The sequence below is a fragment of the Neobacillus terrisolis genome, from assembly GCF_051233475.1.
In the GTDB taxonomy this organism is placed as follows: domain Bacteria; phylum Bacillota; class Bacilli; order Bacillales; family Cytobacillaceae; genus Bacillus_BU.
This window is the reverse complement of the sequence record NZ_JBKFGH010000014.1, coordinates 1-20,214: the sequence shown is the minus strand read 5'-3', so window position 1 is coordinate 20,214 and position 20,214 is coordinate 1. Positions and strand designations below refer to the sequence as shown.

21 protein-coding genes, 1 tRNA gene and 1 pseudogene are annotated in these 20,214 nt (G+C 39.6%); 21 read left to right on the top strand and 2 right to left on the bottom strand.

The window, feature by feature from the left end; all coding sequences use genetic code 11:
* The first annotated feature begins 2 nt into the window (after positions 1–2).
* From ACI48O_RS09960 to ACI48O_RS09905, 12 genes are all read left to right on the top strand, one after another.
* Positions 3–485, top strand: coding sequence for a flavin reductase family protein (locus ACI48O_RS09960; protein ID WP_435561652.1), 483 nt, complete (start codon positions 3–5; stop codon positions 483–485).
* A gap of 43 nt (positions 486–528) precedes the next feature.
* A complete protein-coding gene (locus tag ACI48O_RS09955; RefSeq protein ID WP_435561651.1) occupies positions 529–1,509 on the top strand; it encodes a catechol 2,3-dioxygenase in 981 nt (326 codons plus the stop codon).
* A gap of 31 nt (positions 1,510–1,540) precedes the next feature.
* Positions 1,541–2,452: an acetaldehyde dehydrogenase (acetylating) gene (locus ACI48O_RS09950; protein WP_435561650.1), complete on the top strand. Its 912-nt coding sequence runs from the start codon at positions 1,541–1,543 to the stop codon at positions 2,450–2,452.
* Positions 2,449–3,462, top strand: coding sequence for a 4-hydroxy-2-oxovalerate aldolase (gene dmpG / locus ACI48O_RS09945; RefSeq protein WP_435561649.1), 1,014 nt, complete (start codon positions 2,449–2,451; stop codon positions 3,460–3,462). Before ACI48O_RS09950 ends, dmpG begins: the two co-directional genes overlap by 4 nt.
* A 35-nt stretch (positions 3,463–3,497) precedes the next feature.
* Positions 3,498–4,349 (top strand): FAD synthetase family protein, encoded by an 852-nt coding sequence (locus ACI48O_RS09940; protein WP_435561648.1) that lies wholly within the window; start codon positions 3,498–3,500, stop codon positions 4,347–4,349.
* A 51-nt stretch (positions 4,350–4,400) separates the two neighbouring features.
* Positions 4,401–5,201, top strand: coding sequence for a 2-keto-4-pentenoate hydratase (locus ACI48O_RS09935; protein WP_435561767.1), 801 nt, complete (start codon positions 4,401–4,403; stop codon positions 5,199–5,201).
* A complete protein-coding gene (locus ACI48O_RS09930) occupies positions 5,198–5,989 on the top strand; it encodes a 2-keto-4-pentenoate hydratase (protein WP_435561647.1) in 792 nt (263 codons plus the stop codon). Before ACI48O_RS09935 ends, ACI48O_RS09930 begins: the two co-directional genes overlap by 4 nt.
* A 17-nt stretch (positions 5,990–6,006) precedes the next feature.
* Entirely contained in the window at positions 6,007–6,207 is a 201-nt protein-coding gene (locus ACI48O_RS09925; protein WP_435561646.1) for a 2-hydroxymuconate tautomerase, read from the top strand.
* Positions 6,204–7,676, top strand: coding sequence for an aldehyde dehydrogenase (locus ACI48O_RS09920; protein ID WP_435561645.1), 1,473 nt, complete (start codon positions 6,204–6,206; stop codon positions 7,674–7,676). The genes ACI48O_RS09925 and ACI48O_RS09920 overlap by 4 nt, the downstream gene beginning before the upstream one ends.
* A gap of 139 nt (positions 7,677–7,815) precedes the next feature.
* On the top strand, positions 7,816–8,796 hold the full coding sequence (locus ACI48O_RS09915) for a radical SAM protein (RefSeq protein WP_435561644.1): 981 nt from the start codon (positions 7,816–7,818) through the stop codon (positions 8,794–8,796).
* A gap of 61 nt (positions 8,797–8,857) precedes the next feature.
* Positions 8,858–9,025 (top strand): hypothetical protein, encoded by a 168-nt coding sequence (locus ACI48O_RS09910; RefSeq protein WP_435561643.1) that lies wholly within the window; start codon positions 8,858–8,860, stop codon positions 9,023–9,025.
* A gap of 21 nt (positions 9,026–9,046) precedes the next feature.
* Positions 9,047–9,268 (top strand): hypothetical protein, encoded by a 222-nt coding sequence (locus ACI48O_RS09905; RefSeq protein ID WP_435561642.1) that lies wholly within the window; start codon positions 9,047–9,049, stop codon positions 9,266–9,268.
* 84 nt (positions 9,269–9,352) lie between these two features.
* Here the strand turns inward: ACI48O_RS09905 and ACI48O_RS09900 are convergent, their stop codons facing one another.
* Positions 9,353–9,868 carry a DUF2867 domain-containing protein gene (locus tag ACI48O_RS09900; protein WP_435561641.1) on the bottom strand — a complete coding sequence of 172 codons (516 nt, stop codon included), beginning with the start codon at positions 9,866–9,868 and terminating at the stop codon, positions 9,353–9,355.
* Between the two features lie 240 nt (positions 9,869–10,108).
* On the opposite strand from ACI48O_RS09900, the gene ACI48O_RS09895 reads away from it, so the two are divergent.
* The 9 genes and pseudogenes from ACI48O_RS09895 to ACI48O_RS09855 all read left to right on the top strand — a co-directional run bounded on the left by ACI48O_RS09895 (position 10,109) and on the right by ACI48O_RS09855 (position 19,586).
* Positions 10,109–10,402 (top strand): hypothetical protein, encoded by a 294-nt coding sequence (locus tag ACI48O_RS09895; RefSeq protein ID WP_435561640.1) that lies wholly within the window; start codon positions 10,109–10,111, stop codon positions 10,400–10,402.
* A 22-nt stretch (positions 10,403–10,424) separates the two neighbouring features.
* The gene (locus ACI48O_RS09890; RefSeq protein ID WP_435561639.1) at positions 10,425–10,703 is read left to right on the top strand and encodes a hypothetical protein; all 279 of its coding nucleotides are present in this window, start codon (positions 10,425–10,427) and stop codon (positions 10,701–10,703) included.
* A 349-nt stretch (positions 10,704–11,052) separates the two neighbouring features.
* Positions 11,053–11,544, top strand: coding sequence for a DUF6803 family protein (locus tag ACI48O_RS09885; protein WP_435561638.1), 492 nt, complete (start codon positions 11,053–11,055; stop codon positions 11,542–11,544).
* A 605-nt stretch (positions 11,545–12,149) separates the two neighbouring features.
* On the top strand, positions 12,150–13,751 hold the full coding sequence (locus ACI48O_RS09880; protein ID WP_435561637.1) for an acyl CoA:acetate/3-ketoacid CoA transferase: 1,602 nt from the start codon (positions 12,150–12,152) through the stop codon (positions 13,749–13,751).
* A gap of 77 nt (positions 13,752–13,828) precedes the next feature.
* A complete protein-coding gene (locus ACI48O_RS09875) occupies positions 13,829–15,070 on the top strand; it encodes an L-lactate MFS transporter (protein ID WP_435561636.1) in 1,242 nt (413 codons plus the stop codon).
* Positions 15,071–15,103: 33 nt separating this feature from the next.
* Positions 15,104–16,066 carry a DUF561 domain-containing protein gene (locus ACI48O_RS09870; protein ID WP_435561635.1) on the top strand — a complete coding sequence of 321 codons (963 nt, stop codon included), beginning with the start codon at positions 15,104–15,106 and terminating at the stop codon, positions 16,064–16,066.
* Between the two features lie 181 nt (positions 16,067–16,247).
* Entirely contained in the window at positions 16,248–17,639 is a 1,392-nt protein-coding gene (locus ACI48O_RS09865) for a sigma-54 interaction domain-containing protein (protein ID WP_435561634.1), read from the top strand.
* Between the two features lie 166 nt (positions 17,640–17,805).
* Positions 17,806–18,120: pseudogene (locus ACI48O_RS09860) on the top strand (response regulator); the annotation flags it as partial.
* Between the two features lie 302 nt (positions 18,121–18,422).
* Positions 18,423–19,586 carry a DUF4317 domain-containing protein gene (locus ACI48O_RS09855; RefSeq protein WP_435561633.1) on the top strand — a complete coding sequence of 388 codons (1,164 nt, stop codon included), beginning with the start codon at positions 18,423–18,425 and terminating at the stop codon, positions 19,584–19,586.
* 161 nt (positions 19,587–19,747) lie between these two features.
* Here ACI48O_RS09855 and ACI48O_RS09850 read toward each other — a convergent pair.
* A tRNA-OTHER gene (locus ACI48O_RS09850) sits at positions 19,748–19,832 on the bottom strand.
* Positions 19,833–20,214 lie beyond the last annotated feature (382 nt).

Here is a 20,214-nt window from a genome sequence, read left to right as displayed (position 1 = left end):
TCATGGATGATCGCAAGTTTAGAAGTGTGATGGGGATGTTTGCAACCGGTGTAACCGTACTGACCACTGAAGTAAATGGAGAAGTCCATGGGATGACGGCTAATGCATTTATGTCTGTTTCCCTTGATCCAAAGCTGGTGGTGATTTCGATTGGTGAAAGAGCACAAATGTTGGACAAAATTAACAGGAGTCGGAAATTTGCCGTCAATATTTTAGCGGCCAATCAGCAGGAGCTATCGATGATTTTTGCTGGTCAAATGAAGGAAAAACATGAGGTGAACTTTGTTAGACTTGATGGTCTTCCTGTTATCAATGGAGCAATTGCACAAGTTGCATGTGAAGTAGTCAATGAACATATCGAAGGGGATCACACATTGTTCATTGGCAAAGTTACAGATATAAAGCTTGAAGAAGATGAACCACTCATTTTCTTTAATGGAAAATATTGCTCTTTACAGCCAGTAGAGATGGGTTCTAATAAGTAAAACGATCAGTTTAATCAAATTCATTAAAATGGGGGAATGTTTGATGACAAATTTTCAAGAACCAATTTATGATGTAGCACAATTAGCACACGTAGAGCTGCTATCACCGAAACTGGAAGAATCCGTTGAATTTTTTACTAGATTCCTAGGGATGGAAGTTACAGCCCGCGAAGGCAAGTCTGTCTACCTTCGTGCTTATGAAGATTTCTATCATAATACGTTGAAAATTACCGGAGCTGAACATGCCGGTGTAGGACATTTGGGATGGCGCGCATCTTCTCCGCAAGCACTGTACCGCCGCGTCAAGGAAATTGAAAAAACGGGCTTGGGCATTGGCTGGATTGACGGAGATATTGGACATGGCCGAGCATATCAATTTACGAACCCTGATGGCCATAAGATGGAGATCTTCTGGGAGGTTGAATATTACCAAGCAGCTGAAGAGAATAAATCAAAACTATTAAATCGTCCTTCGAAGCGTCCTGATCGCGGGGTACCGGTCCGTCGCTTAGACCATATTAACCTGATGACATCCAATCCTGCTAAAGATACACAATTTATGATGGATGCCCTTGGTTTCCGTTTGCGTGAACAAATCAAAGATAACGGCAATGTCCTTGGTAGTTGGATTAGTGTTTCCAATCTTGTCCATGAAATCGCTTATATGCAAGAACCAAATCAAGAGAAGGGTAAATTACACCACCTATGTTACTGGTATGGAATTCCACAAAATCTATACGATGTTGCCGATTTGCTTAAAGATCATGGTTACACAATTGAGGTTCCGCCAAATAAACATGGGGTAAGCCAAGCATTCTGTATGTATGTCCATGAGCCTGGTGGAAATCGAATTGAATTGTTCGGTGATTCTGGTTATTTAATATTGGATCCTGCTTGGGAGCCAGTTGTTTGGGAAATGGAGGACGTTCCTGGTAACGGAGATACTTGGATTGGAACTGCCTTCCCTGATTCATGGTGGTTAATTGGAACTCCTGTTACGAATAAGGAAGTTGTAAAGCCTTAATTGCTAGATAACAAGAGAGGAAGTAAGAAAGATGACCAAAATAAAGGTTGCCATTTTAGGCTCTGGAAATATTGGTACAGACCTAATGTACAAAATTATAAAAAATGATGGAAACATGGAGCTTTCATTAGTTGCTGGAATTGATCCTCATTCAGAAGGATTGGAACGGGCTCGAGCAAAGGGGATTTCAACTAGTCATCATGGCATTGCCGCCATTTTGGAGGATCCTGAAATCAAGATTGTTTTTGATGCGACGAGTGCCAAAGCGCATAAGGTAAATGCTGAGGCGATAAGGGCAAAAGGGAAATTAGCCGTTGACATGACACCGGCGGCCATTGGCCCATTCGTTGTACCAACAGTTAATATGAATGATCATCTTGAATCGAAAAACGTAAACATGATTTCATGCGGGGGGCAGGCTACCACGCCCCTTGTTTACGCAGTCAGTCGAATTGTTCCCGTCCATTACGCTGAAGTCATTACCACTGCAGCTAGCGTTTCGATTGGTCCAGGAACAAGACAAAATGTCGATGAATTCGTTCGGACAACGGCAAATGCAGTTCAACAAATTGGCGGTGCTCATATGGCTAGAGCGATTCCGGTGTTCAATCCAGCAGAGCCACCGATCAATATGACCAACTCAGTATACTGCGTGATGAAAGAAGAGTTTGATGAGGAAGCGGTAAAAGCATCGGTGCTAGCCATTGCCGAAGAGATATCGAGCTATGTACCGGGTTATCGCTTAAAGGGAACACCGTTTGTAGATTATCGTGAAACACCATGGGGGCGTTTGCCGACTGTTGTGATCATGAATGAGGTCGTCGGGGCAGGGGATTATTTCCCAACCTACGCTGGAAATCTTGACATTATGACCGCATCTGCCTATAAGGTTGGCGATTTATATGCTACACATCTTCTCGGTGTAAAGGAGGTTAACCGATGAAGTTACCAAGAATTACGGATACAACACTAAGGGATGGCGATCACGCTGTCAGCCACAGCTTTACTCCGGAAATAGTGCGGAAAATTGTCCAAAGCCTAGATGAAGCGGGTGTTCCTGTTATCGAGGTCAGCCACGGGGCTGGACTAAACGGTTCGACAATACAGCAAGGATTTTCGGTTCATTCGGAATTTGAATTGATTAAAACGGCTGTAGAAATGGCAAAACGAGCAAAAATTGCTTCGTTGTTTGTACCAGGAATCGGAACGAGCACTGAACTAAGAAAAGCAGCAGAATTAGGCATTTCAGTTATCCGTATCGCCGTGCATTGTACTGAAGCCAATGTAACAGAGCAGTATTTCCGCTTAGCGAAGGAATTGGGACTTGAGGCGGTTGGATTTTTGATGATGTCTCATTCTCAGCCGGCAAGTGTACTGGCAGAACAGGCCAAGTTGATGGAATCGTACGGTGCGGATTGCGTCTACGTTGTTGACTCAGCGGGTGCTCTTATTCAATCGGCCGTAAGAGAACGGGTTTCTGCATTAAAAGAGGCATTGACTATTGAGGTAGGATATCATGCTCATAATAATTTAGGCTTGGCCATCGGGAACACGATTGCGGCTCTGGAAGCAGGTGCCGACCAAATTGACGGGACATTAAGAGGACTCGGAGCCGGGGCTGGTAATGCTCCAACTGAAGTTTTAGTAGCTGTCTTGAACAAAATGAAACTCGATTTAGGAATTAATTTATCCATATTAATGGATACCGCTGAGGAGGTTGTTGCCCCATTAATGCCTTCACCCATTGTGATCAATCGTGATAATTTATCAAGCGGTTATGCCGGTGTTTATAATAGCTTCCTGTTACATGTTCGCCATGCAGCGGAGAAATTTGGAGTTACTGTTTCTGAAATTATGGAGGAGTTAGGCAAGCGTCAAGCGGTGGCTGGCCAGGAGGATTGGATCTTAGATGTAGCCGTTAAACTAGCAGAACAAAAAGGTCTTAAAGTTTAGGAGATTTATATTTTTATCTGTGGGAGGGAGCTTTCTTGGAGGTCATTCATGTGTTACCGGACAATCGCGAAATAGCTCTTAAATCAACCAAGCCATGTTTAATGGCACTGGGCTTCTTTGACGGAATTCATTTGGGGCATCAGCGTGTGATTAAAGAAGCTAGAAAAATCGCCAAAGAGAAGATGCTCCCTTTCGCGATTATGAGTTTCTTTCCACACCCGAAGGAAGTACTATCCAATGGGAGAAAAGTCGTCCCATATTTAATGCCCCCAACTGAAAAGCAAAACATTTGTAAACAAATGGGGGCAGATATTTTTTATCATGTTCATTTCAATCGAGAATTTGCTGCGTTATCTCCAAAGCAATTTGTATATGATTACCTGCTTGAGTTTGGCGCAAAAGTAGTTGTTGCTGGTTTTGATTTTAGTTATGGCTGCCGTGGGGAAGGAAATATGGATCGCATTAAAGCAGATTCGGATGGACAGCTTGAAGCAATAAAGGTGCGGAAACTAGCATATTCTGGACAGAAAATCAGTTCCACTCTGATAAGAGGATTGATTTTATCAGGAGAGGTGGAAAAAATCCCAGACTACTTAGGTGCTTCCTATCAATTGGAAGGTAGAGTCATATTTGATAAAGACATCTTGGAGATAAAGGTTAATCCTTATTATTTACTGCCGGCTGGTGGCGAGTATGAGGTAACTTTACAGAATCGAAATGGGTCATCGGAATGGAGCGCTTTTGTTAACAATGGGAAGCTTACTCTTCAATATTTAAACGGATTTCCATCCATATTTTCTGAAAATGAAACGATCAGAATTCAATGGAACAAACGTCTCCACAATCAATTGGCAAATGGCAAAAAACATGCTTATTCCAATTCATAAATGAAAGGATTTTAGCATGACTATATCGGTCGGGGGGATTTCAAAGTGAAGGTGAGCATACAAGCTGCTGCGAGCGATTTATTGGCAGCAGAGAAAACGAAGCAGCCGATAAAACCATTAACAGTAACCAGTCCTGCTATTACCGTCGATGAAGCGTATTCCATTCAATTGGAGCAAATACGCCGAAAAGTGGGGGACGGAGCGATTATTGTTGGTAAAAAAATTGGTGCGACTAGTAAAGCAATTCAACAAATGTTCCAGGTAGACCAACCTGATTATGGCCATTTATTGGATGACATGATGTTTTTGGATGGGGACACCCTTTCGCTTGACCGGTATCTCCAACCGAAAGTAGAATTTGAGATTGCGTTTGTCTTAAAGAAGGATTTAAAAGGTCCAAATGTATCAATCTTGGATGTAGTTGATGCCACAGATTATATTGTACCGGCCATTGAAGTGATTGATAGTCGAATCGAGAATTGGAATATTAAATTTGAAGATACGGTTGCGGATAACGGTTCATCCGCTGGGGCGATCCTCGGTGGAAATCCAACTAGCCTTGAGAATATAGATTTAACAAATATTGGAATGGTGGTTTATAAAAACGGAGAATATTTTGATTCGGCAGCGGGTGCGGCCGTTCTGGGAAATCCACTACGTGCAGTAGCATGGTTGGCAAACTCGTTAGCAAAATATGATGTTTGGTTAAAAGCGGGGGAAGTCGTTTTATCCGGTGCGTTAACAGCAGCCGTTGCAGCTGAGCACAATGATTCCTTTACCGCTGAATTTGCTCACATCGGTTCGGTGTCTGTCTCCTTTAAAAGTCAAAATGAAGCGGGTGATAATCAATGATTAAAACGGATGTAATTGCTCAGATTGCTAAGGAATTGTTTCTGGCAGAAAGACATAAAACACCGGTCAATCGATTTGTCGACCGTTATCCAGAATTAGATGAAGCTTTAGCTTATCAAGTTCAGGAAGAATTAATTGAAATTAAATGCAAAGAGGAACAGACGAAAAGAGTGGGTCGAAAACTCGGCCTGACAAGTAAGGCAAAGCAAATCATGATGGGCGTTCATGAGCCTTCATACGGTGTTTTGCTTGAAAGTATGCAGATGTTTGATGGGGAGCCAATCTCTCTTTCGCCTTTGATACATGCTAAAGCAGAGCCAGAGATTGCGTTTATTTTTAATAAGGAAGTAAAGGGTCCATCCGTATCAGTAGCGGATGTTCTTGCAGCTACAGAATTTATCGCCCCGGCAATTGAAATCATCGACAGCAGATTCCATGGCTTTAGCTTTACGTTAGCGGACGCTGTTGCCGATAATTCGTCATCAGCTAGATTTATTATTGGTGATCGTTTCTATGCACCCGATCAAGTGGACCTAAAGCTAATGGGCATGGTGTTTAAGAAAAACGGAGAAGTTGTTTCTACCGGCGCTGGCGCTGCGGTTATGGGGCATCCTGCCCGAGCGGTTGCATGGATGGCTAATAGGCTTTATAAAATTGGACAGAGCATTAAGCCGGGAGAAGTGGTGTTAAGCGGATCTTTATCAGGAGCTGTATCGATTGCACCGGGTGACCAATTTACTGCAAGTTTTGATGGAATTGGCTCAGTCGAAGCTGTTTTTACCGAATAAGAAAGGGAGTGCTGGCTATGCCGTTTATTCAAATCAATATTCTAAAAGGGCGTTCACCAGAAAAGAAAGAAAGCTTGATTCGTGAAGTAACAGCTACGGTTGCTGATGTTTTAGAAGCTCCGGTCGGAAGTATTCGTGTCATGATCAATGAGTTGGAACCTGAGCATTGGGGAATTGCTGGTGAGTCTGTAAAAAAAAGAAATGAGGTAGCGAAATGATGGAAGTACAGACTGGGGTAAGGGAAGTTGACCTTTATATTAATGGTAAATATGTAAAAGCAAGCAACGGTGCAACATTTGCGGTGAAAAATCCAGCAACTCAGGAATTGATTGCACAGGTAAGTGCGGCAACGGAAGCAGATGTGGATAAAGCCTGCCGCGCTGCCCGTGATGCGTTTGAGCAAGGTCCGTGGCGGACGATGACTGTGGCGGAACGTTGTGCCAAGCTACGTCGCATGGCGGAGATTATTTTAGAACGAAAAGAAGAAATTGCCCGATTGGATGCAATGGATGTCGGGAAACCATATCTTTCGACTGTCCACCATGAAGTTCCCCGAGCGGCAAATAATATCAAATTTTTCGCCGATTTCATTGAAAAACAGGGCGGGGAAGTTTATCCAATGGAAGAGGCGTACCTCAACTATACTCGCTATGAACCTGTGGGCGTGGCTGCATTGATTACACCTTGGAATGTTCCGTTTATGCTGACAACCTGGAAGCTCGGACCGTGTCTTGCAGCGGGAAACACCGCGGTTATAAAGCCAGCGGAGACAACGCCTCTATCGGTATCATTGCTTGGTGAAATTGCTAAGGAAGCAGGCATTCCAGATGGGGTTGTCAATGTTGTGCATGGATTGGGGAGTGTTGTTGGCACTGCCTTAACGACTCATCCTGAAGTGGATTTAATTTCCTTTACCGGCTCAACATCTACTGGAAAAAGGATTATGAAAAATGGTGCTGATTCATTGAAAAAAGTGTCGTTTGAGCTTGGCGGCAAGGCAGCTAATATCGTTTTTGAGGATGCCAATCTCGATAAAGCGATTCCCGTTTCGATTCAAGCAGCCTTCATGAATTCCGGACAGGTTTGTTTGGCAGGATCGAGAATTTTAGTCCAACGAACCATCTTTGATGAATTTTTAGAAAGGTTCAAGAAGGCGGCAATGGAGTTAATAGTTGGGGATCCCCAAAATGAGGATACAAAAATGGGCCCAGTTGTCAGTGAAGCGCATTATAACAAGGTAATCAGCTATCTTGAGGTAGCAAAAGAAGAAAATGCTACTTTGGTATGTGGAGGCAAACGCCCGCAACTACCTGATTATTTACAAAATGGCTATTATTTAGAGCCAACGGTCTATGTGCAAGAAAATCATCAGGCGAGGATATGCCAAGAAGAAATCTTCGGACCAATTGTGACCTTGATTCCGTTTGATACCGAGGAAGAGGCATTAAAAATAGCGAATGACACTGAGTATGGACTTAACGGTGTTGTATGGACAGAAAACTTACAACGAGCACATCGAATTTCTCATCATGTTCGAGCTGGTACAATTTGGGTGAATTGTTGGTTTGTTCGTGATTTACGAGCTCCATTTGGCGGATTTAAGAAAAGCGGGATTGGCCGAGAAGGTGGTCATCATAGTTTGGAATTTTTCACAGAAGCAAAAAATATTTGTATTGCGCTAAGTTAGCGTTAATTTTACTCAAGGAAGCTGCCCAATATGTGGGGTAGCTTCTTTTTTATATTTTTCTGGGTTTAACGAATAAGTTCGGTTATTTAGGTAAAGATATTTATGTAAAAATATGGAAATAGGAGGTGTGAGAGATTCTATGGCAATTCCCAATATTGAATCAAGGATCGCACCATATTTGTCAAATCGTAGACAGGAGCTTATCCTGCTTCCGACAGAGAAATGTAACTTCAGATGTACGTACTGTTATGAAGATTACACAATCGGTCGAATGTCTGATGAAACAATTAAAGGAATAAAAGCTTTCCTAGATAGACGTTCTCCAGAACTTGAGGAATTGCATCTATCATGGTTTGGCGGGGAGCCACTAGTTGCTAAGGACATCGTTCTTGACATTTCTGCCCATGCCTCAGCCTTAGCAAAAGTGCATTCTGGATTAAATTACCGTGGTAGTATGACGACTAATGCCTATTTTTTAACACCTTCTATGCTATCTAAGTTAACCAAGGCAGGTGTGCTTGATTACCAAATCACACTCGATGGTCCTCGTGAGCTACATAACCGTAGTCGGTTACGAGCAGATGGTAAAGGCACTTTCGATCGAATATGGGAAAACCTATTAGCCATTCGAAATAGTAAAGAACCTGTTACGATTACGCTTCGGGTCCATTATGATTCTGAGACTTTTGCACAACTAGATCCATTAATAGAGGATATCCGTAACGAGTTTATAAAAGATACTCGTTTTTCTGTAATCTTCAAGTCAATCGAACAATTAGGTGGGCCCAACGATGCAAATATTAAAATTATGTCACCTGAAGAAAAGAAAGTAGCTCTCAAAATGCTTAACCGTAAACTGTATGAAAATGAGTTAGTTGATCATGAAGAAACATTTCCAGTTTGCTATGCTTCACAGCCGAACTCTTTGATTATTCGTGCTGATGGGAAAATAGGTAAATGTACTGTAGCGTTAAATGATCCTAGGAATTATATAGGATTATTACGCTCAGATGGGACTCTTGAAATAAATTCGAAACGTTTATCTCCATGGGTAAAAGGGTTGGTCACATTAGATTCCGCTGCTTTGAAGTGTCCGTTAAGTGTTCTAGGCACTACATAAAATACCCTAGATTCATGAAAAATAGGAGTGTAAAAAATTTTTTTAAATGGAGGAAAGAGAAATGAGCGAACTATTTGGAGTGGACTTCTTACCTGAAGAAATTACCATTGATGAAACAGGGAAAGTAATAATCAGTAATCCTAAGGTGGCTGAAGCAGTTAAGAGCGCGGTTTCAACCCGGCGGCGGAGACCTGTTATAAATATCAATTGTCCATGTAATCCGATTTAACATTCTTAGGAGGAATGAGTAATGAGTGAAAAACTTTTTGGGGTTAACTTCACCCCTGAAGAAATAACCATTGACGAAACAGGGAAAGTAGTAATCAATAATCCTAAGATGGCTGAAGCTGTCATGAACGCAAAAACTGCTGCAGCCCCACAAAGTCGTTCAGTCATCAATATTAATTGTCCTTGCCCCGGAGGAGGGGGAAGTGTCGATGGTAATGGTGATGGGATCCCCGATGCAATGTAATTAATGAAGTCCTAATTGAAAATTATGAAATTGCTTAGTCTTTAAAAATAGCCGTTTTCAATTCTGAAAGGCTATTTTTTTATTTTACGAAGTATGAAATGATTTTAACATCATTATTAACATTGTCTTTACAACAATCTTATGAAAGGGCTTAATCAATAGGAAGTATATTTTTCCCAAAGTATTGTGATAATTAACTGTGGTTGAAATAATTAAATTTGACTGTTTCTCTATTTGTTCTAAATAAATAGAAACACGAAAATTCAAATGCTTGTCATCCTCACCTAAAACTATTTCTCTTTGATTCATTTCAAATACTTTAAATAAACCAAAAGATTGTCCTACTTTAACAGTTGAATTCTTTATATATCTAACATCAACATTCGATCCCTTTAATCCAAATGCTTTAACTATAAAGTTCCTAAGTTTTAATAGTGTGTTTATCCATTGTGGTGATGTATAAAAAAAAGCTAAAGTTATCTGTTCAACTGTTACTTCTTTCTCGCTGATGAAGGTACCTTGATAAGCATCTATGTATTGATTAGGATACTTGCCTAATAAGGAATTTGTCGGTAACTCACATTTAATAATTTTTGCCATAAAGCACACCCCTTGCACAGATAAATTCCTCAAACACCAACTGCACTTGCATTTCAGTTTCAACCAGGGTAATAGGCTCATATTTATGCCCCTCATACCAACCCAAATAATAATAGTAGATTAATAGAGATTTTCGATGGTTTATCTTTAGGTTCTAAATATTTCCATTTTAACATAAATTTTCAATGTGTTTCATGATACAAGTTACATTAGGACTTGAACAATGAAAGGAGTACGAGAATGGCTAATGTTATATTTACACCCCCAGTTCCTGTTGCAGGGAGAAGGTGGGATCCGGGTGCTGATGAAGATTGGATATTAGGCCCTGCGGATGCATATCGAAACTCAACTATTACTGTAACTGCCCACGCACATGAGCCTGTTCTTGTAGGTAGACATAGCGTGATAGTTGTTCAGGAACTTAGGGTAGAAAACAGAACCCCTGGAGAAACATTAATCGGAGTCAGAATGCGTAATTTTGGAAATGTTACCTTAAGAAGTTTTTACATTATGGTAAGTACAGTAGGACCATAACAAAAATTGGGAGGAAATCAAGATGCATTTAGTCGTAATTCACGATAAAGAAGGAATAATTATTAATCTGGCGGCCCCTCCAAACGGTCTGCAAATTAGTAAAGTATTAAAACCGGGAGAACATATCACACAATTAGATGTACCTGATAGAACTCCTGATCCCACTCAAGAAGAGATAATGAAACATTTGTTGGATATCATAGATAACTACAAACTTGATATTTCATCGAGTGTTCCAAGGCTCGTAAAATTAGATGAGAACAAATTACAGAAATCGGCGCCTGAATCAATAACGTTTTAAGCTTGAAGGGTAATTTCAAGATACGAAATCCTACTATGAGCAATAAAAGACCTCGAAAATATTCGGAGTCTTTTTTTTTCATGTTATACTATTCTGTTGATTTTTTTGAAATTATTAGTTACCGAAATCTCTTTCTTATTACAAATGGGGTCGCCAATAGCCCTTACTAGTTACTGTAAACTCTTTTGCATTCCAACACGGGTCACCAATAGATAAAGCCTGTCGTCTCTTATAAGATGATAGGTTTTTTTAGACACGTTTCTGTCACTCTTTCTACATCTAATCTTCATAACTATTTTCTATAATCTAACAGAAATGCATCATAAGTGTTTTTAGGAGGATGTTAGAAATGAACATGACACATTATATGGGCTTATTAGCCGATAATCAGCCTTGGAATTTGATTATTTTTATGGCCATTCCGGTTATCTGCGCCGAAACCATTGCGGTTACGGAGTTAGCAATCTTATTTACTAGGAATTTAAATGGGAAATTACGATTGGTAAACAAAATTACATCAATTTTTGTTGGACTTTATTTTACTGGTATTTTCTTCTATCTATTATTTAATGCAGTCATTCCGATTACACAAGCGGGTGAGTGGCATGGATGGATCGATGTTGTAGCTGTAGGCTTTTACCTTTTAGGTATCGTTCCGTTGCTTGGTATGGCACTTTTAGATTTAAATATTATTTACAGAAACAAATCCCAAGAAGGAAAACTAAAAGTTCACGCATTTTTTGTAGGTTTGTTTTTAGTATTGGCACACGTTGCGATGATCGCTGGAATGGTTGATCCAACGATCGTAACTGAAATGCCAAACATGGGACATAATATGTAAACTTACTTAAAAAACTCCACCATTAGACAATCTAGTGGTGGAGTTTTTTTATTCATGGTAGTAACAATGTGTTGTGGTATTAATGCAACATTCATAAAACAAAAGGTAGAAAAAATTTTTTTAAAAATTTTTTCTACCTTTTGTTTTTCCTTTTTAATTTTATTTTTGTGAATTTCAGGAAAATACAAGAGTGGTACTGATTAAATCTGTTGCTATTTTACAACAACTCAATCATTCCTTGATTTATAAGAACTAATTTGAATTGAACAATGAGGTATTCGGGATTGATAAATAGAATATTGTTATTTCTTCATGTAAAAAAAAACGTATGTCATGGTCAATGAATGATACTAATAGTTGCAAAAAAACCACTACTTTAAAGCAGATTTTGACCACCATGAGCATGATTGACGCTCTATTTTTTTTGTCATAGGATGTTAGTGAAATGATTCACAAGCACAAAATTTAACACACCAAGTCTTTCAAAATATTTTTTTAGTCACCATTGTGAATAGGTTCACAAACTTTATGTGTATTCCTTCATAATGGCCAATCTTAAAGTTTATTTTGTGAATCTATTTACTATATCCAAGGAGTGAACTAGGATGTCAAAAGTAATTTCAGCATCGAAAGCTGCCGAGTTGATCAAGGATGGAGATACTGTTGCAGCAACTGGTTTTGGATTATCTTGCTGGGCAGAAGAAATGGGAATCTCAATTGAAGAACGGTTCCTGCAAAGTGGTCACCCAAAAAATTTAACTGTCATGCACTCAAGTGCAGTTGGGAATCGCCGTGATAAAGGGATGAGTCACTTAGGTTATGAAGGACTAGTTAAACGCTGGATTGGCGGGATTGCAATTGCCTCCCCGGGCATGGCGAAGTTAATTGAAGAAGATAAATGTGAAGCCTACAACCTTCCACAAGGGGTCATTACACAGTTATATCGTGAAATTGCAGCAAAACGCCCCGGTGTGATTACGAAAGTAGGAATGGGAACATTTGTAGACCCTCGCGTTGAAGGAGGAAAGATGTCTCCTTCTACGAAAGAAGATATTGTCAAAGTAATTGAAATTGAAGGGGACGAATGGTTATTCTATAAATCTTTTCCGATACAGGTTGGGTTAATTCGTGGAACAGTAGCAGATGAAAACGGCAACTTAACGCTTGAAAAAGAAGGCCTGCACATGGAGGTATTACCAGTTGCCCAAGCCGTTCATAATTCAGGCGGTATCGTTATTGCTCAAGTTGAAACGGTAGCAAAAAACGGCACCTTAAATCCAAAGGATATTAAAGTACCGGGCATCCTAGTTGATTACATTGTCGTTTCTAAACCGGAAAATCACTTCCAAACGGAAAATACTTATTATAACCCAGCTTTTTCTGGACAAGTCAAAGTACCGGTTGAAGGAATCGAGTCACTGCCACTTGATGAACGAAAAATCATTGCTCGCCGTTCTGCTGCGGAACTGTTGCCAAATACGATCTTAAATCTTGGTGTTGGTATCCCAGCAAGCGTAGGTAGCATCGCTGCTGAAGAAGGAGTAAGCGACCAGCTTATGCTAACAACGGAAGCAGGTTCGATTGGTGGGGTTCCGGCCGGGCTGAAGGACTTCGGTCATGCGTATAACTCAGAAGCGATTGTCGACCATGATTCCCAATTTGATTTCTATGATGGAGGCGGGATAGATTTATCCGTGCTTGGATTGGCTCAGACAGATCAATTTGGAAACGTAAACGTAAGCAAATTTGGTACCCGGGTAGCTGGATGTGGAGGATTCATCAATATCTCTCAATCGGCTAAAAAACTAGTCTTTGCTGGAACCTTTACAGCTGGTGGTCTACAAGTGAAAGTAGAAGCTGGGAAATTGCACATCCTTCAAGAGGGTAAAGCAAAGAAATTTATTAAAAACGTGCAACAAATTACATTCAGTGGCGACTATGCTTCAAAAATTAATCAGCCAGTCGTTTATGTAACGGAACGTGCTGTTTTTGAACTACAGGATGGCCGAGTGACTTTAATAGAAATTGCTCCAGGTGTCGACCTACAGAAGGATGTATTAGACCAAATGGAGTTTACTCCTGTCATTTCTGCAGACCTAAAAGAAATGGATGCGGAAATGTTCCAAGAAAATTGGGGGAAATTGAAAGACGTTATTGAGAAGAAAAATGAAACGAATAACGTACCCGAGTTGGTTTCAATAGGCTAAAACTAGTCCAAAATCGGTTGGCAGGATTAAATGAACAATCCTGCCGGCTAATCCAAAATAGGAAGGAAACAAAAAGCATGAATGTTCAGCTTAATCGTTGGCAAATTCTTATTGCCTCCACCTTGATTAATATTTGTGTAGGGGCCGTCTACGCCTTTAGTATTTTTGCAATGCCGTTATCCAAAGTATTCAACGCAACTATGCCGGAAATTATGATGGCATTCACGATTAACGCCGCTATTTCACCTATCCCGATGATCTTGGGTGGAAAGCTGGTTGACAAGGGCGGTGCCAAAACTGCAATCATCCTTGGTGGTTCAATGTTTGGCTTAGGATTTATTTTATCAGGCTTAGTCACAGCTCCATGGATGTTATATATCACGTATGGAGTGATTACAGGCGTTGGACAGGGTATTGTTTACTCTGCAACAATCGGTAACTCTGTTAAGTTGTTCCCAGATAAAAGAGGTCTGGCATCAGGAATTGTCACCGCTGGTTATGGTGGTGGTACGATTGTGATTGCCCCTATTGCCAACGCGTTAATTACGAGCAATGGTGTACAATCTGCTCTGATTAAATTAGGAATTACCTTCTTAATTATCATTTTAGGCAGTAGTTTACTTGTAAAGGCTTGCCCAGCCGGTTATATTCCACAAGGTTGGACACCGCCTTCAGTTAAAGGTGCAAATAAAGGCGCTGTCAACATCGCTTGGAATGAAATGATTAAGAAACCGATATTTTACGTGATTGCAAGTTTATTCTTAATTGGTGCACTTTCTGGAATGATGGTTACCTCAAATGCTTCTGTAATCGGACAAACGATGTTTGGTTTAACACCAGCAACAGCGGCCTTATTTGTAAGTTTATATTCATTAAGTAACTGTTCCGGACGTGTATTCTGGGGTGCCGTTTCTGATAAAATCGGCCGTACAAAATGTTTAATGGTAATCTACATCGTCATTGCTGCCATGATGTTAACCATCGCACTTTCCACTTCAGTGGCTGGCTTTGCGATTGCCATCGTGGGAATCGGCTTATGCTTTGGCGGCACAATGGGGATCTTCCCGTCGATTGTCGGTGAGAAATTTGGTATGAAATTTTACGGTGTCAACTACGGGGTAACCTTTATCGGATATTCAGGTGCAGCGTTCTTTGGCCCTAGGATTGCGAATTCGGTTGCCGCAGCTAATGGTGGACAATTTACAAATGCTTTCTATATCGCACTCGTTATTTCACTTGTTGGATTTGCTTTAACCTTCGTCTTTAAAGCGATGGAAAAAAAGCAACTCACAGGTTCAAATATTTCAAAAGCAGCTTAACACTTAATTATTAAACTATTGGAGGTAAGAACAATGAGTATTACAAAATTATTAGGTATTAAATATCCAATTTTCCAGGGTGGTATGGCCCAAATCGCGATGGCTCCTCTTGCAGGTGCTGTATCAAATGCTGGTGGATTAGGAATCATTGGTTCAGGTGGCCTGACTGCTGACCGCCTGCGTGAAGAAATTAGAAAAACAAAAGAAATTACCGACCAGCCATTTGCGGTTAACTTAATGCTTATGATGCATAATATACCTGAATTAATTGAAGTTGTTATTGAAGAAGGCGTAAAAATCGTTACGACTGGTGCAGGTACACCAGCTCCTTACATGGCCACTTTTAAAGAGCATGGAATTAAGGTTATTCCGGTCATTCCTTCTGTAAAAATCGCTAAAAAGATGGAAGCATTAGGAGTAGATGCGATTGTTGCTGAAGGAACCGAAGCTGGTGGCCACGTGGGCGAGACAACAACCATGGCGCTTCTACCTCAAGTTGTTAGCGCAGTCTCTATCCCTGTTGTTGGTGCAGGTGGTATTGCTGATGGCCGTGGAATTGCTGCAGCGTTTGCTTTAGGTGCACAAGGTGTGCAAGTAGGAACACGCTTCTTAGCAACAGTGGAATGTCCGACGCATGAAAACTTCAAATTAGCGGTTGTCAATGCTGATGATACAAGCACGACTGTTACTGGCCGAAGTCTTGGTGGACCAGTACGTAGCATTAAAAACAGCATGATTGCTGAGTTCCAGGAGCTTGAAAGACAAAATGCATCCCGCGATGAACTTGAAAAAATTTCATTAGGTTCACTACGAAAAGCCGTATTTGAAGGGGATACCGATCGTGGCTCCGTTATGGCTGGTCAAATTTGCGGTTTAGTCAATGAAATCACGACGGTTGAAGAAATGATTACCAGCATGTTTGCTGAAGCTCAAGAAGTGTTAAACAATCTTGGGAAAATAACCATTGTAGAAGAAAAAGAGTTGCAATTCGTTTAATGGACTTAGCCAAAGAGGCTGACTTAATAAGGGGTTTGACCTCTAATAAGTCAGCTTCTTTTTTATGACAGTGTTACTGCTAATTGTTGTTAATAGATAAATGTCATAATATATCTACCGTCATAATGTAGTTTTGTCCTTATAATGAAGAAATAATTAATAGCAGGAGGCGGTTGCTTAGATGAAGAAAAAAGCGATTGAAAAAACAAGAAATAACTCAGGGGTTCAAGATATCAACGATTTGCCTTCTACTTTATTTGTTACCGATGCAAAAGGAAATATTCTAATATCAAACGAATTTACTGCATTGACAATTGGAATTTCCCTTGATGAACTTTTGAAAATGAATGTCCAAGATTTAGTCAAAGCAGGATATTATAAACGTTCCATTACAATGGAAGCGATCGAAACGAAACAAAGAGTATCTAGAACCATAGATACAAACCGAGGATTCCATATAAAATCAACAGCGATTCCTATTTTACAAAAAGATGGAGAAGTACAGCTTGTTGTTACAACCTCAAATGAATATAACGGTAAATTTCCAATCTTTGATGTTGACCCTAATATATTAAATAAAAGTAATAAAAGTAAAGAAGAAGCTAAGGAAGAGGGGACTGACATCGGCCTTGTAGCTGAAAGCTTGGCTATGAAGCAAATTGTAAAAGTCTGCAATCAAATTGCCTCTTACGATAGTAAAGTATTAATATGTGGCGAATCAGGAACAGGAAAAGAAATGGTTGCCCGTTATATTTATCGAAAAAGTGATCGCATGCAAGGTCCATTTGTCAGCATAAATTGTGCTGCTATCCCTCCTTCTTTATTTGAGCAAGAATTGTTTGGTTACGAAAAAGGGGCCTTTGCAGGTGCAAGTGAGGAAAAGAAAGGCATTATTGAGCTGGCCAATGATGGGGTTTTATTTTTAGACGAAATAGCTGAAATGCCATTAGACCTGCAAGCAAAATTGCTGAGGGTCATTGATAATAATGAAGTAAGACGAGTTGGCGGGATCCGTAATATTCCAATAAATTGCCGGATTATCGCGGCAACGAATCGGGATTTATGGAAGCTGGTCAAGAAAGGTGCATTTCGTGAGGATTTATATTATCGGATTAATGTAATCCCGATTCATATTCCACCACTTCGAAATCGGAAATTAGACCTTGTCGGCTTAATCTCGTATTTCCTAGCTGAATTTAACCAAAAATATGGTGAAAAGCTGATTCTAAGTGCAGATGAGTTTCATAAAATGCTTAAATGTGATTGGCCGGGTAATGCCAGAGAGCTTCGCAATTATATTGAACGCCTTGTCGTAACGAATCAGGAAAGTATACAGCAGTCTAAAGAAGAAACTGTTACCGATTGGTTTGCGATTGATCACTTTATTAAGAGCAATATGGAAAAAAACTGTTCATTAAAAGATTTTACGGCAATTGTTGAGGGACGTTATATTCAACATGTCCTTGATACGTTTAATGGAAATGCAACAGAAGCTGCAAAAAAATTAGGAATAGACCGATCGGTTATTTATCGGAAGCTAAAGAGGATGGACAATGTGCTCGGCGGAAAATAATAACGATAATCAGGAATGGGTTCTAATGTTAAAGAGCTCATTCTTTTTTTTACGAAAAGGAAATACGTAATAATTCATTCATACTCTCATCACAGTTTCATCACAATTTATTGGTATTGATATAAATAAAGACTATCTATGAAAGGGTCATACTGTGAAAAAACCATTGATACTTGTTGCAGATGATGAAATGAGACTTAGTAAGCTTGTTTCCGACTTCTTATTAAATTCCGGCTTTGGTGTGTTGACTGCTGCCGATGGGAAGCAGGCATTTGATCTTTTTATTGAGTATAGGCATAAAATTGACCTTATTATCCTGGACGTTATGATGCCGCAAAGGGATGGATGGGAAGTTTTAAAAGAGATCAAAAAAATCTCAGCCGTTCCGGTTATCATGCTAACGGCAAAAGCGGAAGAAACGGACCAACTAACCGGGTTCAAACTTGGTGCAAACGATTATGTGACCAAACCCTTTTCCCCTATCATACAAAATATAAAAAGAATCCCCAATTTATTAGTCCAACAGAGTTCATTGCTAGCAAATAATAGTGAGAGATTTGTAAAAAGTAGCACCAATGAGGGGTATTGATAGCAATTTATAGTGAAAGATTCGTAAGAAGTGGCACCGATGTGGAATGTGACATAATTGCACCAATGAGTTATTTTCTTATACTGTTTATGTTTTTATCAGTAAGAAGAATGCTTGCTATTAAAATCAAAAAAATATCAAGTATTACTATTTCTTTTTCTGAACAGTATAATCATGAGTGGGAGTTGAGATATATGAATAAACAAGACATCGCAAATATCCGCAAGCAATTTAAGTTAGAAAATGCACTCATGAACATTCGAGAAATCTTTAATGTTTATGTTAAAAAAGAATCAGGTGAAATTTACCATCATGTTTGTCAACCGTTTGAAATGCTAGAAAAAGAAGCACAAGAATTGTTTTTAACAAACTTTAAAAAGGTTTTAACAGGCGATCTCGATACAAAATTGTTTGAGCTGAAATTCAGACGGGATGTAGAAGGAAGTGCACAAACCATTCTTTATGAAGGATTACGACTGGATTCAACCGAAGATTGGATTGGAAACATGCTGCAAATGGTTGAGAAGATGTATGCAAATACTGTTTATGAATTTGATACGATGGTAACGTTTATCCGTGGCGAATATCGAAAACCAACAAAGAAGCGCAACCAGGAATCCGAAGAGGGCGGGGATGATGAAGTTTATTCCAACGAATTTATCCTTTGCAGTCAAAACAAAATCGATCAACCGAAAAAGGCCTTGCTGTTTGATTATATCGAGAAGGAATTCAAACCAAATAATGCCTTTGATCCGATTATTAATTTAGCATCTCCGTTGTCCGGTTTTTTGTTTCCTGCATTTAATGACAACGCTGCTGATGTAAACCATATTCTTTACTGTGCCGGCAAAGTGAATCAACCGGATGAAACGTTTGTTTTAGATGTACTCAATTGTGAAGGCTTTATTACGGCTTTGGAGAACAAGGACTGCTTCGAACAGATCTTAGTAAATGTAGTCGGTGACGAAGTGGATACTAGAGTCATTTCCAATGTTTATGAGGAAATTGATAAGATGGTCCAGGAGAGTAAAGAGAATGAAGAAAGCGAATCTCCTATGTTGGATTATAAGGACGTTGAACGGATTTTAACAGTAAGCGGGGTCGAGAATGTAGATACCGCGAGGGTTGAGCACGCCTTTAAAGCTATCGTCGATGATGAAAAACATGAATTTAAAGCAACTAGTTTAATTCCAAAAAAGATTAAAATCAATACGAGCGTAGCAGATGTGTCGATCAACCCGAAAGAACTAAACAAAGTAAAATATATTATGTTTCAGGGAAAAAGGTGTTTATTGCTGGAGATTGATGAAGATGTGATTTTGGAAGGGTTTAAATTGGAATCAGAGACACTTGGATAAAGATGGAGCGTTTTGCTTGTTTATAACCTGCGCGGGTAAGTCGCGATTCTATCCAATATCATAGGAAATGTGTTAAAATAAAATTCCTTGGCAGGGGCAATAAATGAGGAGCAGGGGTCTTATTAAAGACATCCCTGCTTTTCCTATTTTGAAGGGATTATGGGACTTGATGGGATTCCAACCCACAAAAGACATAACAGTTTACGTTGTAACTGCTAGTTGCTCTAAGCGTTGAGCTACAAGTCCCTGTTGGTAGTATCAGCAGTTTTTTTAAAGTTATACATGACACTTTTTTAATTGAGTTTTTCTTTGGCATGATCTGTTTCGGCTCTTTTTTTTAAAAAAATAGCTCATTTTTTAAAAATAACCCCTCTTTTTTAATGAAAATTATTATTTTTAAAGAAAAATCGTGTTATTTTTTTAAGAAATTACGCTTTTATTAGAAATTCTTGCTATTTTTTAAAAATATTTGCTCGCTGAAAGGTCTTTATGCCCGTTTAAATGTGGATATGGGACATTTCCAAAAATATATCTTTTTAGCCCCCTTACTAATTTGGACACCTAAATTTAGTAGGAGTACAATTTAGTCATAAGGGGAGGAGTCCACTATGAGTAAGAGAAATAGTGT

Bases quoted from the DNA above. Each gene is read 5' to 3' on its own strand.
- ACI48O_RS09960 (WP_435561652.1), top strand. From the start codon at position 3: ATGGATGATCGCAAGTTTAGAAGTGTGATGGGGATGTTTGCAACCGGT.
- ACI48O_RS09955 (WP_435561651.1), top strand. From the start codon at position 529: ATGACAAATTTTCAAGAACCAATTTATGATGTAGCACAATTAGCACAC.
- ACI48O_RS09950 (WP_435561650.1), top strand. From the start codon at position 1,541: ATGACCAAAATAAAGGTTGCCATTTTAGGCTCTGGAAATATTGGTACA.
- dmpG (WP_435561649.1), top strand. From the start codon at position 2,449: ATGAAGTTACCAAGAATTACGGATACAACACTAAGGGATGGCGATCAC.
- ACI48O_RS09930 (WP_435561647.1), top strand. From the start codon at position 5,198: ATGATTAAAACGGATGTAATTGCTCAGATTGCTAAGGAATTGTTTCTG.
- ACI48O_RS09925 (WP_435561646.1), top strand. From the start codon at position 6,007: ATGCCGTTTATTCAAATCAATATTCTAAAAGGGCGTTCACCAGAAAAG.
- ACI48O_RS09920 (WP_435561645.1), top strand. From the start codon at position 6,204: ATGATGGAAGTACAGACTGGGGTAAGGGAAGTTGACCTTTATATTAAT.
- ACI48O_RS09915 (WP_435561644.1), top strand. From the start codon at position 7,816: ATGGCAATTCCCAATATTGAATCAAGGATCGCACCATATTTGTCAAAT.
- ACI48O_RS09910 (WP_435561643.1), top strand. From the start codon at position 8,858: ATGAGCGAACTATTTGGAGTGGACTTCTTACCTGAAGAAATTACCATT.
- ACI48O_RS09905 (WP_435561642.1), top strand. From the start codon at position 9,047: ATGAGTGAAAAACTTTTTGGGGTTAACTTCACCCCTGAAGAAATAACC.
- ACI48O_RS09900 (WP_435561641.1), bottom strand. From the start codon at position 9,868: ATGGCAAAAATTATTAAATGTGAGTTACCGACAAATTCCTTATTAGGC.
- ACI48O_RS09895 (WP_435561640.1), top strand. From the start codon at position 10,109: ATGGCTAATGTTATATTTACACCCCCAGTTCCTGTTGCAGGGAGAAGG.
- ACI48O_RS09890 (WP_435561639.1), top strand. From the start codon at position 10,425: ATGCATTTAGTCGTAATTCACGATAAAGAAGGAATAATTATTAATCTG.
- ACI48O_RS09885 (WP_435561638.1), top strand. From the start codon at position 11,053: ATGAACATGACACATTATATGGGCTTATTAGCCGATAATCAGCCTTGG.
- ACI48O_RS09880 (WP_435561637.1), top strand. From the start codon at position 12,150: ATGTCAAAAGTAATTTCAGCATCGAAAGCTGCCGAGTTGATCAAGGAT.
- ACI48O_RS09875 (WP_435561636.1), top strand. From the start codon at position 13,829: ATGAATGTTCAGCTTAATCGTTGGCAAATTCTTATTGCCTCCACCTTG.
- ACI48O_RS09870 (WP_435561635.1), top strand. From the start codon at position 15,104: ATGAGTATTACAAAATTATTAGGTATTAAATATCCAATTTTCCAGGGT.
- ACI48O_RS09865 (WP_435561634.1), top strand. From the start codon at position 16,248: ATGAAGAAAAAAGCGATTGAAAAAACAAGAAATAACTCAGGGGTTCAA.
- ACI48O_RS09855 (WP_435561633.1), top strand. From the start codon at position 18,423: ATGAATAAACAAGACATCGCAAATATCCGCAAGCAATTTAAGTTAGAA.